The organism is Gemmatimonadales bacterium (genome assembly GCA_041390145.1).
Taxonomy (GTDB): domain Bacteria; phylum Gemmatimonadota; class Gemmatimonadetes; order Gemmatimonadales; family GWC2-71-9; genus SPDF01.
In genome coordinates, this window is sequence record JAWKQM010000017.1 from 1 (window position 1) to 14,980 (window position 14,980).

The 14,980-nt window shown below is 67.6% G+C and carries 17 protein-coding genes; 2 read left to right on the forward strand and 15 right to left on the reverse strand.

Translation table 11 applies throughout. The features are described from left to right. The 6 genes from R2910_13045 to R2910_13070 form a co-directional block, all read right to left on the reverse strand. Window positions 1-826 (reverse strand): acetyl-CoA C-acyltransferase (locus tag R2910_13045; GenBank protein ID MEZ4413908.1); only part of this gene is annotated, 826 nt, incomplete at its 3' end. A gap of 85 nt (window positions 827-911) precedes the next feature. After that, on the reverse strand, window positions 912-1,373 hold the full coding sequence (locus R2910_13050; GenBank protein ID MEZ4413909.1) for a DUF4440 domain-containing protein: 462 nt from the start codon (window positions 1,371-1,373) through the stop codon (window positions 912-914). Continuing rightward, window positions 1,370-1,612, reverse strand: coding sequence for a GlsB/YeaQ/YmgE family stress response membrane protein (locus R2910_13055; GenBank protein ID MEZ4413910.1), 243 nt, complete (start codon window positions 1,610-1,612; stop codon window positions 1,370-1,372). Before R2910_13055 ends, R2910_13050 begins: the two co-directional genes overlap by 4 nt. Window positions 1,613-1,674: 62 nt before the next feature. Then, complete coding sequence (locus tag R2910_13060; GenBank protein ID MEZ4413911.1) at window positions 1,675-2,250, reverse strand: TMEM175 family protein; 576 nt, start codon at window positions 2,248-2,250, stop codon at window positions 1,675-1,677. Then, on the reverse strand, window positions 2,247-4,478 hold the full coding sequence (locus R2910_13065) for an MMPL family transporter (GenBank protein MEZ4413912.1): 2,232 nt from the start codon (window positions 4,476-4,478) through the stop codon (window positions 2,247-2,249). The genes R2910_13060 and R2910_13065 overlap by 4 nt, the downstream gene beginning before the upstream one ends. Before the next feature lie 54 nt (window positions 4,479-4,532). After that, window positions 4,533-4,979 (reverse strand): hypothetical protein, encoded by a 447-nt coding sequence (locus R2910_13070; protein MEZ4413913.1) that lies wholly within the window; start codon window positions 4,977-4,979, stop codon window positions 4,533-4,535. 277 nt (window positions 4,980-5,256) lie between these two features. Here R2910_13070 and R2910_13075 point away from each other — a divergent pair, with 277 nt between their 5' ends. Beyond that, window positions 5,257-5,880 (forward strand): biliverdin-producing heme oxygenase, encoded by a 624-nt coding sequence (locus R2910_13075; GenBank protein ID MEZ4413914.1) that lies wholly within the window; start codon window positions 5,257-5,259, stop codon window positions 5,878-5,880. A gap of 15 nt (window positions 5,881-5,895) precedes the next feature. Here R2910_13075 and R2910_13080 read toward each other — a convergent pair whose 3' ends face one another. The 6 genes from R2910_13080 to selD form a co-directional block, all read right to left on the reverse strand. After that, window positions 5,896-6,609: a DUF2490 domain-containing protein gene (locus tag R2910_13080; GenBank protein ID MEZ4413915.1), complete on the reverse strand. Its 714-nt coding sequence runs from the start codon at window positions 6,607-6,609 to the stop codon at window positions 5,896-5,898. Between the two features lie 14 nt (window positions 6,610-6,623). Then, window positions 6,624-7,691 (reverse strand): isocitrate/isopropylmalate family dehydrogenase, encoded by a 1,068-nt coding sequence (locus R2910_13085; protein MEZ4413916.1) that lies wholly within the window; start codon window positions 7,689-7,691, stop codon window positions 6,624-6,626. After that, window positions 7,688-8,443 carry a zinc ribbon domain-containing protein gene (locus R2910_13090; GenBank protein MEZ4413917.1) on the reverse strand — a complete coding sequence of 252 codons (756 nt, stop codon included), beginning with the start codon at window positions 8,441-8,443 and terminating at the stop codon, window positions 7,688-7,690. Before R2910_13090 ends, R2910_13085 begins: the two co-directional genes overlap by 4 nt. A gap of 254 nt (window positions 8,444-8,697) precedes the next feature. Then, window positions 8,698-9,327, reverse strand: coding sequence for a ribonuclease H (locus R2910_13095; protein ID MEZ4413918.1), 630 nt, complete (start codon window positions 9,325-9,327; stop codon window positions 8,698-8,700). Continuing rightward, window positions 9,324-9,548, reverse strand: coding sequence for a hypothetical protein (locus R2910_13100; GenBank protein ID MEZ4413919.1), 225 nt, complete (start codon window positions 9,546-9,548; stop codon window positions 9,324-9,326). Before R2910_13100 ends, R2910_13095 begins: the two co-directional genes overlap by 4 nt. 94 nt (window positions 9,549-9,642) lie before the next feature. Further along, window positions 9,643-10,716: a selenide, water dikinase SelD gene (gene selD / locus R2910_13105; protein MEZ4413920.1), complete on the reverse strand. Its 1,074-nt coding sequence runs from the start codon at window positions 10,714-10,716 to the stop codon at window positions 9,643-9,645. Window positions 10,717-10,746: 30 nt separating this feature from the next. On the opposite strand from selD, the gene R2910_13110 reads away from it, so the two are divergent. Beyond that, window positions 10,747-11,481, forward strand: a complete 735-nt coding sequence (locus tag R2910_13110; GenBank protein MEZ4413921.1) for a hypothetical protein — start codon at window positions 10,747-10,749, stop codon at window positions 11,479-11,481. 46 nt (window positions 11,482-11,527) lie between these two features. On the opposite strand, the gene R2910_13115 is transcribed toward R2910_13110, so the two are convergent. From R2910_13115 to R2910_13125, 3 genes are read right to left on the reverse strand one after another with little or no spacing between them, the layout of a single operon-like run. Beyond that, on the reverse strand, window positions 11,528-12,295 hold the full coding sequence (locus R2910_13115) for a response regulator (protein ID MEZ4413922.1): 768 nt from the start codon (window positions 12,293-12,295) through the stop codon (window positions 11,528-11,530). Continuing rightward, window positions 12,295-13,419, reverse strand: a complete 1,125-nt coding sequence (locus R2910_13120; protein ID MEZ4413923.1) for a histidine kinase — start codon at window positions 13,417-13,419, stop codon at window positions 12,295-12,297. Before R2910_13120 ends, R2910_13115 begins: the two co-directional genes overlap by 1 nt. After that, window positions 13,383-14,903, reverse strand: coding sequence for a hypothetical protein (locus R2910_13125; GenBank protein ID MEZ4413924.1), 1,521 nt, complete (start codon window positions 14,901-14,903; stop codon window positions 13,383-13,385). Before R2910_13125 ends, R2910_13120 begins: the two co-directional genes overlap by 37 nt. Window positions 14,904-14,980: the final 77 nt, after the last annotated feature.

Here is a 14,980-nt window from a genome sequence, read left to right on the forward strand (position 1 = left end):
GCCCCTTGGCCGCCCCTTCACTGGCCAGCACCACCGCCGCGGCGCCGTCGCAGATGCCGGAGGCGTTCCCCGCCGTCACTACGCCGTCCTTCTTGAAGTAAGGCGCCAGCTTGGCCAGCCCCTCGGCGGTCGTATCGGGACGCATGTGCTCATCGGCGCCCCACGGCTCGTCCTGCTTCGTCTTCCGGTTGCGAATCGGCACCGGCGCGAGTTCGTCGGCAAAGAAGCCGCCGTCCCACCCCGCCTTGGCGCGCTGCTGACTGGTGAGCGCATAGGCGTCCACCTCCGCGCGCGAAATCTTGTACTTGTCCGCCAAATTCTCGGCGGTTTCCGCCATCGAGAACCCGCACTGCGGATCCTTGAGCGATTCCCAAAGGAGGTCCTCAAACGGCGGCGCCGGCCCGAGGCGCAGCCCCCACCGCGCGCCGCGCACCACGTGCGGCGCCTGGCTCATCGATTCGGCGCCACCGGCGAGCACAATCTTCGACTCGCCAAGGAGAATCTGCTGGGCGCCCTGGATGATTGATTCGAAGCCGGAGCCGCAAAGGCGGTTGACCGTGACGGCGGGGGTCTCGATCGGGAGCCCGGCCCGGAGCGCCACGTGCCGCGCCAGATAGATGGCGTCGGCGCTGGTCTGGAGGGCGTTGCCAAAGACGACGTGATCCACCGTCGAGCCCTCAACCCCGGCCTTGATCAGGGCGTGCTGGGCGGCGTAAACGCCGAGCGTGGTTGCGGTTAGGTCCTTGAGCGTGCCACCGAAACTGCCGAACCCCGTGCGGGACCCGGACAGGAAGAGGACATCGGATTGCTGGCCCTGCGTTTTCATTGCGGTGCCCTTCGTGAAAGAGGGTCGGTCGAGAACCGAAAGATGTCCCCAACCGACCCCCCGTTCAAGGAAGGCGCGCCGGATGCTATTGGGTGGGTGGAGGGGGGTGCCACATGTCGTAGAGAATCTTCCACGCGCCGTTCGATGCTCGTGCCCAGGCCACCATGTACCGCCCGGAGGCGGTCGAGGCCTCCTTGCCGTCGCGCTGGCCGGTACTCGTCCACGTGCCGACATCGACCGCCAGGTCTCCCTCGATCTGCAGGTGTTCGATGGTCAGCACATGCGAGATCTGCCGGTATCCCGGCGGCCACCGGAAGTAGTGCGCGATGGCGGCGGGGCCGACGATGTCCCGGTTGGCAGGAAAGGCGATCGCCGAATCGGCGTAGGCCCGCGCCAGGGCAAGGGTGTCATTCCGCACGTAGGCGGCCGAAAAGGCGCGGGCCGCCGCGGCGATGGCGGTACTGTCCGCGGCGTATGTTGACTGCGCCGACAGGCCCACCGGCGCGATGGCGGTGATCGCGATGATCACCGCCCACCTGGTGCTCACGCCTTCTTGAAGAGTCGGATGACGAACAACAGGATCACGGCACCGGCGGTCGCGCTGATCAGCGTGCCGATGATGCCCACCGGCAGGAATCCGAGCATCCCGAAGATCCATCCGCCCAGCCAGGCGCCGACGACACCGACCACCAGGTCGCCGAGCAGGCCGAATCCTTTGCCCTTCATGATCTTGCCGGCCAGAAATCCCGCCAGGATGCCGACGACGAGAAAGACGATGATGCCCATGGAACCTCCTCAGGGTGGAAAGGGCCTGCGAGTGTGCGACGTCTGTACAGCGATGAGGGCGGTCACGGCGTCAGGACCCGCTCGATGCGCCGATCGGGGACCAGCCAGATCAGGGCCACTGTGATGAAGGCGGTGCCTGCCATCCAGACCTGGAAGAATGAAGCGACTATTCCGATGACGTACAATGCCATCGAGATGTTTCCCTTCCGGTCCTCGCCGATGGCGCGCGCCAGGGTGGAGTCGGGTCCCTCGATGCGGAGCGCGGCGCGGACCATGATCGTGTAGGCGATGGCGGCCATCAGAAGCACGAAGCCGTAGAGCGCCACCGGCGCGGGGGCAAAGTGGTTCTCGCCCATCCATCCGGTCACGAAGGGGACCAGCGAGAGCCAGAACAGGAGATGGAGATTTGCCCACAGCAGCGGCCCGCTGACCCGGTGCATGGCGTGCATCATGTGGTGGTGATTGTTCCAGTAGATGCCGAGGTAGATGAAACTGAGCACGTAGCTGAGGAAGACAGGAGTCAACGGACGCAGCGCGGCGAAGTCCGCGCCATGTGGCACCTTCATCTCCAGCACCATGATGGTGATGATGATGGCCAGCACGCCATCGCTGAAGGCCTCGAGTCGTCCCGTCGTCATGATGCTCCCTTTCCGGGCCACCAGTTCCACCGTCCGGCGAGCTGCAGGAGGGCTGGACCGATGGCGAGGCGAACCAGTGTGGCGTCGAAGAGGACCGCGGCGGCCAGGGCAAAGCCAAGCATCTTCGTGGGCAGGAAGCTCCCCATGGCAAAGGCGCCGAAGACCACGATCATAATCGCGGCGGCGCTGGTAATCACGCTCCCCGTGGTGACCAGGCCGCGGGCAATGGCGGCGCGTTCGTCCAGTCCGCTGGCGCGCGCTTCGGCCACACGTGCAATCAGGAACACCTCGTAGTCCATCCCGATCCCGAACACGGCGCAGAATACCAGGATCGGAAGGGTGGGGAAGACCGCGTCCAGAGGGTGCGTCAGCCCGACCAGGCTGGCCCCCACGCCATGCTGGAAGACGACAACTACGGCGCCACACGCAGCCGCCACTGTCAGCAGGTTCATGGCAATCGCCTTGAGCGGGACCAGAACCGAGCGGAAGCTCAGGAACAGCGCCACGAAGGTGAAGAGGAGCACCAGCGCCACGATCGGCCAGAAGTAGCCCTCGAGGACGTCCTCGTAATCCACGTTGAAGGCGGGGAATCCGCCGACCACGAGCCGCGCGCCCGGCATGCCGGTGATGTCCGCCGCGTCGGCAAGGCGGATGGTACGCACCAGCGCCATCGCGTCCGTCGGGAGCAGCCCCTCACGGGGAATCGCCTCCGCCAGGACCATCGTGGAGTCCGCGCTGATGAACTCGGCAAGGACAGTGTCGGGGGTGAAGGCGCGCACCGCCGCCCGTGACGTATTGTCCACCGATGTCGGGAGCGACCGCACCCGGCCGACTCGCGGGTCGGTCTCGAGGTAGGTACTGAGTCGCATCGTCGCTGCCCAGCCAGCCTTCGACAGCGCGGTGGTCGTGTCCGGAAGGATCATGACCACCCGCACCATCTGCAGGACGCCACTCCGTCCGAATCGGCCCATGTCGCTGAATCCCTGCGCCGCCTCCGCCTCGGGCGGGAGCCAGTCGCCGCTCGGCAGTCCGATGTGAATCCGGCGGACCTGCCAAGTGAGAAGCAGGAGCGGGATGGAGGCGACAATGAGGACCGTCCACGGCCGGACCGTGACGAACGCCGCCCAGCGTTCCCAGCGGCGGTTGGCCTTCGCCAGGCGCGACGCGGCCTTCGCCCCCATCGGGCCGACCCAACGGTCCAGCCACGTCAGGACGGCGGGCAGGAGGGTCGTCGCCACGAGCACCGACATCGCCGCCACGAGGAGCCCCGCAGCGCCGACGGATTGCAGCTCGTCAACCGGAATCACCAGGAGGGCGGCAAACCCGATGGCGACCGTGGCGCCGGAGAGGGCGACCGTTCGTCCGGCCGTGGAGACGGAGAGTGCGGCGGCCGGCTCGGAGTCCATGCCGTCTCGCCGCGCCTCCCGCAAGCGACTCACGATGAGGAGGGCGTAGTCGATGCCGAGCGCCAGGCCGAGCAGGGAGGCGATGGTGGGGAAGAGCAGCGAGACCGGTATCAGGGCGGCGAGGATCGCCCCGATGCCCAGGGTGACCGAGACCGCGAGCATCGATGCCCCGATCGGCAGCGCGGCGGCCACCAGTCCCCCGAAGGCCAGCAGCAGGAGCACCCCCACGACCGGGAGCGCACGGGACTCCGCCAGGTGCACGTCGGCGCTGCTGGCCCGTTTCAGGTCGACGTTGAGCGGATCCTCGCCGGTCCAACGCAGCACGAGGCTGGGGTGAGCTTGTCGGAGCCGCCGCGCGACCGGCGCCGTGGAGGCGCGCAGGGCGGCGACTTCGCCGTCGATATCGGGTTCCGTGGCTGCGATTCCGACAACCACGATGGCGCCGCTGCTGTCGCCGCTGACCAGCATCGTGTCGGTGGAGGTCAGCGGCGAGAGCACGCCGGTCACCATCGGGAGCGTATCGATGCTCGCGACGATCTCGGCAAGCGCAGCGCGGGTGCCACTGTCGCGCAAGTTCAGCCCGCTGGCCGCCAGGATACCGTACCGGGCAAAGCGGGAGTTGAAGTGTTCCTGCAGCAAGTCCACCAGCTGTTCGGATTCGCTGTCCAGGATGCGACCGGCCGGCACCAGCCGATGGTCGAGATGGCGCCCGATGGGGATGATCGCCAGCCCCAGACAGATCCAGGCGAGCGTGATCCAGCGCCGATGCCGGACGATGGCGGGCCCGACCGATCCGACCTGGTGCGCAGGCGCCTCGATCACCGCGGGGCGTGCAGGTTGGAGTAGCGGGCTGCGGGCCCGCCGGGGTGCACTCGACTACCTGGACTTCGGGGCGTTGTCGCCGCGGACCGTGACCTCGAGCCGGACTGCCCGGCCGGACTGGGCGCCGGTCACCCAGACGTTGTACTCGCCGCTGGTGGTGGCGCGGATTTCCCAGGTGCTGCCCCCCTGTACCCCACCGCTCATGAGCTGACCGACGTAGGGCGACTGCGTTCCCGACATCCGCGGCCTGAGCTGCAGCTGAATTCCACCGACATCGGTCGTGGCGTTGTACCGGCAGCCGGCGACGAGGTCGATCCGGGCCCGTTCACCCGTGGAGGTGAATTCGGTGGAGAGGACGGTGGTTCCAACTGCAATGGGGCAGCTGGTGGCACTGACCTGCTCGGCGTCGCTGGCGGGAGCAGGCGCCGCTGAGGTGCTGGCCTGTTGCCCGGAGCTGCAAGCCCCGAGCAGGACAAGGAAGGCAAGGTATGCGGTGCGCATCGGTGACTCCGGCAGGGAGTGAGGGTTGAAGACTCTAAGGTACTTTACGTACCTGTCATGCGTGTGACGAGGGCGCGGCTTGACAGGACCTGAGAAATGTGACAAACTTTGTTGCAATTCAATCTATTTGAGAGTGACTCTCATTTATGCAATTGCGGCCCTTTCTCGCCAAACTTGGATTGGTCGGCACGCTCTTCTTCCTCGTCAAGGGGCTCATGTGGCTCATCATTCCGGCGCTCATCATGGCGCTCCAGTAGACAGCGACCGGGCAGGCACCATGCTCACCCTCCGGGAGAGCACGGCGAGCCACCACCGCCGGGCCGAGCAGCACGAGTTCCAGCGAGAGTTTGTGCGGGGCACTCTCCCACGGGAACTCTATCTCCGCTGGTTGGGCCAACTGCTCCACATCCACACGGCCCTCGAGACGCACCTCGATGGGCTGGTCAAGCAACATCCCGAACTCAAGACGGTGTTCGACGACACACGGCGAAAGGTCGGTCCGCTCCGGAAGGACCTCGCCTTCAACGGGGCGGCCGCCGACCAGCCGGCGCTCCCCGCGGCCAGGGCCATGCTCGCGTGGATGGATACCCTTGCCAAGACCGAGCCGCTCGCGTTGCTCGGCGTGCTCTATGTCCTTGAAGGAAGCACCAACGGGTCGAAGTTCATCGCGCGAAAGGTGCGCCCGGCCTATGGCCTGCCAGCCTCCGGCGATGGCACCGCCTACCTCGATCCCTACGGTGATGCGCAGCCGGCGCGCTGGCAGGAGTTCAAGTCAGCCATGGATGCGCTGCACCTGCCCGCCACAGACGTCGAACCGATCGTCACAGCGGCCCAGCACACCTTCGATGCGATCCGCGAACTGGGCGCCGAGCTCCTCGGGACCAACGTGGCCCCGGCGTAGTCGCAGCAGAACGGCCTACTGCAGGGATCCGAAAAAGAACTCCAGGGACACACCCGCGACGTTGAGATGGGGGGTGTCGCAGGTGGTGCAGTTCTGGCGCAGATAGTAAGTGTCCAGGACCCACTTGTCCTTGTATGGCCACTGAATGCCGATGCTGTACTGCTGTTCGTTCCAGGAATCCTTCGCCCAGTCGTAGAACACCTCTGCCGACAGGTAGGGGGAGTATCGGAAGGCATGGTGGCGCAGGTCCGCCTCCAGACGCAACCGGTTCCGGTACCGGCTGGAATAGGTGCCGTTCACCCACCGAAACTCAAAGCGGTTCCGGTCTTCGATGAGGATGGCGTCGCTGGGGCGATGCCGCCCCGTCGCCTGCGCCTTGAGCCGGTTTTCGTACTTGGGGGACGAGGATCCCTGCGTGTCCAGGTATTCGTACCCGATTCCGAAGACGTAGGCATGCTCTTTGGATGGGTCGATGTTGGTCAGGTGGGTTCGCATGATTCGCTTGACCTGGTAGCTCAGGTCGGTCCCGAAATTCCACTGCCTGGTCGGGTAGCCTTCCTCATTCTTGAGCTGCGCGTATACAGTCTGGCTCAGCCCGGAGGGCCCCTGATATCGTGCGGACAGCTCGGGCCAGAACTCTCCCACGGTGGTGGGATCCTGCCCGAACGCTCGCGAACACACCACCATCGAAAGCAGCGCGACCACCGACACCACGGCACGAGCCGGCATGCTGATGGCCCCGCTCAGGCGAGTGCGCTCATCAGTGCGGCGGCCACTTCGGTCGTCGATCCGGTGCCGCCGAGATCCGGAGTGAGCGGTCCGCTCGCCACGACACGTTCCACCGCTCGTTCCAGCTTTGCCGCTCCCGCCGCACATCCCAATTGGTCCAGCATGAGCGCCCCGGTCAGCACGGTGGCCATCGGATTGGCGACTCCCTTCCCGACCAGCGGCGGGGCCGATCCGTGCACCGGTTCGTACAGCCCCGCGCGTCCCGGGTGGAGGTTGGCGCTCGCCGCGATCCCGAGCCCGCCGATCAGTCCCGCGCCGAGGTCGGAGAGAATGTCGCCATAGAGGTTGGTGGTGACGATGACCTGGAACCGCTCCGGTTCCCGGACCAGTTCGAGCGCCAGCGCGTCGACGTATCGATGCTCCCGCTGGATGCCGGGATACCGTTCCCCGATTTCTCCGAAAAGCCGTCCCCAGATGCGCTGGTAGGGGATGGCGTTCGACTTGTCGCTCATCGTGACGCGCGTCTTGCCGTGCGCGGCGGCCCATTCGAACGCCGACTCGATGATTCGCGCGACGCCCCGGCGGGTGTTGATCTCCTCGGAGACGTGGACCTCGTCGGGCGTGCCGATGCTCTCGGAGCGCCCCTTCCCGAGATACTGACCCTCCGTGTTCTCGCGAAAGATCACGAAGTCGATGGCGGTACTGCCGCCGTCGCTCCGGCGATCGGCGCGGAGCGGCGAGAGCTTCGGGTGGAAGAGCCGCGTGGGACGGAAGTTGATGTAGAGGTCGAGCCGGAACCGGAGCCCGAGGAGAATGTCGCGCGCATGCTCGTTGCCAGGCACCCGCGGATCGCCGAGCGCCCCGACCAGGATGCCGTCCACATCCTCGCGGAGGTGCTCGAAGGCCTCGTCGGGGAGGGTCTCACCAGTGCGCAGGTAGTGATCGGCGGAATAGGGGAGGCGCTCGACCTCGAACGCCAACCCTTCGGTGCGGGCCGCCGCTTCGATGATCGGCAGCGCCGCGTCGATGACCTCCGGGCCGATGCCGTCGCCGGCAATGATGGCGATCTTCGCTCGCGTCACGACACTCCTCCCTGGGCTTCCTCGCCGCAACTCACGCAGTACCGCCAGCCCACATCCATGTCGGCGCCGCAGGCCCGGCAGGTGCCAACGTCCTGACCCATGCCGCAGTGCGGGCAGAAGTTGATGGTCATGCGGGGCGGGACGAGCCCACCGCAGAACGGACAGCGCGCCTGCGTCCGGTCGAGCGAGGCCGGCGGAACAGCCGGCATCTCAGGCTCGAGCGGGGTAACCGCGCTCGCGTTCGCCTCGAACACCGGATCCGGGACCCACGCATCATCCTGCCTGGCTGGCGCCTCGCGTGGCTCGGCGGATGCCTCGGCGTCCATCTCGTCGAAGACATCGTCCGGCACATCCTCCGCTTCCGCCACCAGCCCCGGGTCGCCAGGGGGCGCGTACCGTCGCTCGGGGTGCACCTCCATCGCGCTCCGCAGGGGGTCGGTCCGCAGCACCACGTGGGTGTCGCCGTACACGCGGAGGAACGCGAGGTCGGGGAGCGGCTTCTTGAGCTCGGCGAGCAGGGCGGTCTGGGCGGCGGGGTCGGCCTGGACGAAGTCACCTTCCCCGGCACAGAGCCGGAGGAGGAGGGTCTCGTAATCCTCGGCGCTGTCCACACCGAGCTCCCGCCGGACCAGCCGGTAGGGCAGCAGCCCGTCCATCAACTCGTTGATGGCGATCGGCTCATGGATGCGCGGCGGCTCCTGCTCCGAGAGCGTGCGCACCAGCAGCCGGAAGAGGGGGTCGAGAGACGTCATGGATGCAATCTCACCGACTTGGGCTGATGCCGCCAGACGTGACCGGTCGGCTGCCTCGCGTGGTCGGCCGCCTCGGGACTGCCCTCCGAACCACTCCCTTCGCTCGCGTTGAACCGGCAGAACAGGAGGAGGGTGATGTGGGAGGAAGGGGATCGTCGGCGCAGGAAGTTCGCAGGAGGAGTGGAGCGGGGCGGCCGGAGAACTTCCGGAGCCGACGACCCCGACGACCACATCCGTCGAGGTCAAGGGGCGCGCTACTCAACATCTCGCAGTTCAATCTGATCTCCGCGCGCCAGGCGGTCCGCCAGCCGCTGATACGTTGCGTCGGCGTCATACTCGAGGAATTGCCCCCGGCCACGCTTCGCCGTGAGCCACGTGTCGAAGCCGGACGGGATGGCCCCGTCCGAGGTGTGCTGCTCGGTGGCGGCGCCCACGGCCAGGTCGTTCGCGTATTCGTTCTTGGCGTGTCCCTGGTGGCCGCGTACCCACGTCCACTGGACCTCGTGCTTCCCGGCCGACGAGACGAGCTGCTGCCAGAGGGGGAGATTCTCGATCGGCCCTCCCTTCCGCGTCCACCCGCGCGCCTTCCAGGCGGGCACCCACTCGCGCATCCCCTTGACCAGGTACTCCGAGTCCGACACCAGGAGGACGCGCATCCGCTGGCCCTTGCCGGCCAGGAGCTGCAGCGCCGCGATGCCGCTGGCCAGCGCCATCCGGTTGTTGGTGGTGTCGGCGGCGTGCAGGAAGAAGTCCCGGCGCTGGACGCCGCCCTTCGTGGCGGTTTCGATGAGCCCGCCAGCGCCGCCAGGGGTCTTCCCCTCCTGGCCGTTGCCGAGGCAGCTCTCGTCGAGGTGCACCACGGCGATCGCAAGCGGCTGGGTCATCCGTCGTTCCTCAGGACCTGGAACCAGGCGATATCCTTGAGCAGAAACTCCATCATCTCTCCTGTCATCGGCAGGCGGGCGTGAAAGGCCTCGCCCCGTGGGCCGGCGCTCACCTTGTCCGCAATCACGATGTACTCCGTGCCGCGGCGGTCCACGACCACCCGCAGCCCGTTCCGACACGCGTGCTCAAGTTGGTCGTACTTTTCGCTGTTCCAGCGCACCAGGACTCCTCAGGCGTCCCCCCTCTCCATCATATGGAGAGGGGGACAGGGGGTGAGGTAACACCGCGGGGCAGCGGGGCCGTTGACAACGGGTTCATGAAGGCTGTCTCTCACTTATGTGGATCGTGCCCGTCTCCCCATCCACCAGCCTCCCGATCACCGCCGCGGCCAGCGATTGCGCTTCCTTCAGTCCGGCCAGAAGGTCGGCGAGGCGCTCCGGCGCGACTGCCAGCAGCAGTCCGCCGGACGTCTGTGCATCCGCAAGCAGGATTCGCTCGGCGGCCGTGACGCCCGAATCGTATGTGGTCGTGGCCGAGGCTGCCTCGATGTTGCGCTGGGTGCCGCCCGGCATCAATCCTTCCTCGGCCATCTGGCGCGCATGCTCGAGTACGGGCAGATTCTCCACCCAGAGATCGGCAGCGAGGTGGCTCCCCGCGAGGATATTGCCGAGATGGCCGAGGAGCCCGAACCCCGTAATGTCGGTCGCCGCGCGAACGCCCGTGGCACGGGCCGCGCGGGCCGCCCCGGCGTTCAGGGCCCGCATCGAGGCAACCGCCGGGGCAATGTCCGCCTCCGTCAGCCGGTCGCGCTTCAGCGCCGTGGTCAGGAGCCCGGTTCCGAGCGGCTTGGTGAGGACCAGCAGGTCGCCTGCCGTGCCAGCAGCGTTGGTCATCAATTGGTCCGGGTGCACTTCTCCGGTCACGGCCAGGCCGAACTTTGGCTCCGCGTCGTCGATGGAGTGCCCGCCGAGCAGGAGGCACCCGGCCTCCTGCGCCACCTCCGCGGCGCCGGCCATGACCTCGCCGAGCAGTTCGAAGGGGAGGCCGGTCCGCGGCCACGCCACGAGGTTGAGGGCAAAGAGGGGCGTGCCCCCCATCGCGTACACGTCGCTCAGCGCGTTGGCGGCGGCGATGGCGCCCCAGCTCCGTGCGTTGTCCACGATCGGCGTGAAGAAATCAGTCGTGGCAATCAGGGCCCGGTCGGCGGAGAGCCGGAAGACCGCCGCATCGTCGCGAGACCCGGCATCCACCAGCACTCGGGGATCCGCGACTCCCGGCAGGTGACGCAACACTTCCGTCAACTCGGCACTGCCGAGTTTGCAGGCACAGCCCGCGCCGTGTGAGAGCGCGGTGAGCCGGATCCGGGCCTCGGCCTGCCGAACGGTCATTCGTATGTTCCTCGCAGTGGAGTCGTCAAGGTGAATCCTTCGGTCGCACTCGGCACGGCGTTTCTCCTCGGCCTGGCACATGCCATCGAGGTGGATCACATGATCGCCGTCACGGCGTTTGTGAGCACTCGACCCGCGCTGCGGTCCGCGGCGGGGTTCGGCCTCCGCTGGGGACTGGGCCACTCCCTCGCCGTGTTCCTCGCGGGAGGCATCCTGATCGCGACGGGGCTCCGCTGGCCTGCCGGATACGACCAACTTGGCGAGGGGCTGGTTGGCGTACTACTCGTGGCGGTCGGAATCTGGGCCATGCTCCGCGCTCGCAAGTTACATCTCCACGCGCCCGAGGAACACGGGGACCACGCCCACCTGCACGCGCACGGGGCCGCCGCCACCGCCCACACCCATGACCACCACGAGCCCGCGGCGCCGGCGCACCCGCCGGTGGGTCATCACCACCATCACGCGCCGCACCGCGATCGGCACGGTATCACCGTGGTCGGCCTGATGCACGGCCTGGCGGGGACCAGTGCCGTGGTGGCGCTGGTGCCGGTCACCCTGATGGACCGCAAAATCGTCGGGCTGGGCTACCTGGTGGCGTTCGGGCTGGGGACGATCGTGGCCATGACCGCGTATGCGGTGGTGGCGGCGGCCGCGCTCCGCCGCGCGTCGGAAGGCTCGCTTACGTGGGGCCGGATGCTCGGACGCTTCGTGGGGATGGGGAGCATCGGGGTCGGGCTCTGGTGGATCTGGCGGGCCGTGGGGTAGTGGCGGGGCGGGGGCGGGCACTTCCCGTCCCGTACCCCACCCCAGTTCACGATATCCCTCCGAAGCGGTGGGCCACGGCAGCACGATAGGTGCGTGACAGGAGCAGCAGCGCCCCCGACTCCAGCCGGACCTCGTAGTCCCCATCTCCCAGCGGCCGCAGTTCACGCACCGCGGTGATGCGCACGATGCTGGAGCGATGAATCCGCGCAAACTTGGCAGGATCGAGCAACTGCTCCAGGTCCTTCATGGTCCGCCTCGACAGATGGCGGCCGTCGGCGGTGTGGAGCCGGACATAGTTGTCCGCCGCCTCGATCCACTCAATGGCCTCTGCGGGCACGATCGATATGTGCTTCGGTCCCCGTGCGGCAATCTGCTCCAGGTAGTGCCCGGGCCCACGCCGGGCCTGCAGCGCCTCCGTGACGCGCTGATGTTCGAGCGCGCGGTTGGCCGCATGGCGCCGGTGGACGCGTTCCATCGTCTGCACCAGGCGGGCGCGGTCGAACGGCTTCAGGAGATAATCCGCCGCCTGCACATCGAACGCAGTGATGGCGTAGCGGTCATAGGCGGTCACAAACACGATGAGGGGAGCGGTGCCTGGATCGAGCGCCGCCACGACGCCGAGGCCGTCCAGTTCGGGCATCTGCACGTCGAGGAACACGACGTCGGGGGAGTGCTCTTCGATGCGCTCCAGCGCGTCGAGGCCGTGGCCGGCCTCCGCCACGACGCGGACACCAGGAATGCCTCCCAGCATCCGGATGAGGTCGCGGCGGATGATCGGTTCGTCGTCGACCACCACCGCGGTCAGGTCCACCATTACCCGGCCCTCGAGAGTGGGAGTGTGACCACCGCCTCGACCCCGGATGGGGTCGCCGTGCGCAGGATCACGGCGGCGTCCGGATGCGTGGTGCTGAGACGTTCCCGCGTAGTACCAAGCCCGAGGCCGTCGCGCAGCTGTGCTGGAAGCGGGACCCCGTCGTTCCACACCACGATGCGGAGTTGGCCCGCCGCCACGTCGGCGGTGACACGGATCACCCCGCCGGCGGCCCGAGGCGCCAGTCCGTGGCGGAGGGCATTCTCGGCGAGCGGTTGCAGGAGCAGTCGGGGGACCATCGCCGTCCGTGCCTCGGGCGAGGCGTCGATGTCCACTCGCAGTCGATCGCCAAACCGGATCAGCTCAATATCCAGATAGCGCTGGAGCAGCTCGAGTTCCTCGGCCAGCGGCACCCGGGTCCGGTCCGGCTCTGCGATGACGTCACGGAGCAGGTCACCCAGCTGCGCGAGCATGGCGCGGGCCCGCGCGGGGTCCTCATCGATCAGCGCCCCGATGGCGTGCAGGGTGTTGAAGAGAAAGTGCGGTTGCAGGCGGGTGGCGAGTGTCTCGAGCCGCGCCCTGGCCGCCAGCCCTTCGAGGCGCGCGCTCTGCATTTCCCGTTCGCGTAGGGAACGCAACAGCCGCTCGGCGGCACCGGTGCCGAGAATGCCCGCATACACCAGCGCCCCGATCTGCATGCGGGTGCCGCTCAAGGCCTGGCCCAGCATGGCGAGATGGGACGGTGGCGTCTCTGTGGCCGGGGCGAACATGCGGAAGCCAACCCAGACCAGCAACCAGGTGAGCGGGACATACATCGCCAGCCCGGCGAGGAGATGCACGCAGGTGGCCCGGAGGCGCTGCCCCGGGGTGAACCGGACAACGCGACCGAGCCAGAGAATCACCGGAGCCACGGCCGCCCAGGGGAACCAGGCGGCGGCGCCATACGTGAACGCCCGCGCGACCGTCGTCGGCTCGCTTGCCGCGGCGCGGGCGAGATAGATCTGGAGGCCGGTGAGGAGCCCGAGGGCGGTGCATCCCACGACCGTCACCGCGGTCGCGGGGCGCACATGCGCCGCCATCCACCGGGTGATCACGGCATGGCGTTCGTCTCGAGAATGGTCGACCATGCGGTCAACTTAAGATGCTGCGCCGCGGCCTGCACGGGTGCGAATCCCTCGCGCTTTGTGGCGGCAACGACCTCCCGCGCGTAGACGGTCGGGGAGGTGGCCGACTGGATGTAGTCACCCGCCCAGAGGAACTTCGCCGATGGGAGCCAGGCCATCAGGGCCCCTTCGCTGGCCACGCCATCGATCGGTGCGAGGTCCACGGCCCCCCCGGCAAACGACTGGCGGCTGCTGACCGGGAGCATCTGAGTCGTCTGTGGGAGGGTGGTGCTCCGAATGTCGGGGGTGAGATCCCAGCGCCGGTCGATCACCCGCGTCAGGAATGGAATGGACATCGGATGTGTGGCGATCGCCGCGCCGCGCGCCGCCCAGAAGCGAACGCCCGCGATGTGCGGCCACGCCAGGTCCGTCACCACCAGCACCATCGCGTGGCGGCCCGGAAAGAGCTTCGCGATCCACGCGGAGTCGGCCTGGCTGCGCCATTCTGCCGTCGTGGCGTCGAACAGGAATACGGTGTCCTTCGCCATGGTCACCGCGTGGGTATAGGTCGGTGTCGTGAGCAGGTAGGTGTTGTCGCCAACCCTGACCGTATCAACCGGCTGGGGAGTGGAGAGCCAGCCGGTGCTGCCGCGCTGGTCCACGGCGGGCACGGGGAGGGCAGGCCAGGCGGACGCGAGCGGCACCGTCTCACCCAGGGTCTGCGAAGAGAAATCAAGGTCCCGGTGAAGCTCTTCGACCCCGTCGATGTAGCGCGCGCTGGTCACGGGGAGCATGAGCGGTCCAACCTGCCACCAGGTCGTGTAGACATATTCGGCGAGCACCTGGCCCCACAGGTAATGCGGCTCGACACGCTCATACTTGACGGGGACGGCGCTGCCGGTCTGCAGGTACAGCCGCTCCCCGGGCCGACCCCGGGACAGGACGACGCGCGGGTAGCCCCGGAAGTCGCAGGTTGCCACCACGGTCACATCCGCCGAGCGCCAGTCGGCGAGCACGGCCAGCGGGTTCAGGAAGCGGCTCGGTTCATAGAACTCGTAGAACCGCGGGATCGGGATCAGGGTAGTATCGCCACGAATGCCGAATGCGGCGGTTGGCGTCATGAGGACGCTCCGTCCCGGTGCGCCCCCAGCCGGCATTGTCAGCCGGCGCTCGGTTCCGCCCACAGGGTCAAAGGTGAACCGGATGCTCGACGTCGCCCCGATGTAGGGAGGATAGGGGCGGTCGGACTGGTAGAACTGGATGCTGGATTCCGATCCTTCAAAGACCACGGCGCCCTCGACCCGGGACATGCCTGTGGCGGCGATGGCCCGCTGGATCCACGCCCGACCATCCCCGGTGGCGGCGACGCATTGCTCCGGTTGCAGGCGCGCTCTCCCAGCCCAGCTGGTCTGGGCCCGCAGGCTGCTGACGGGGACGAGGCTCGCCGAGAGGAGGGCTGCGAAAGTGACCGCGCGTCGGAGGCGGTGGGGGGTGGGGCAGGGGTGCATGGTGACTCTCCGGATCAGGGTGTTGCCCGGGACTGCGGCGTGATCCGAGAGTAGAGTCGTGGCTGTCCGGAGAGGGT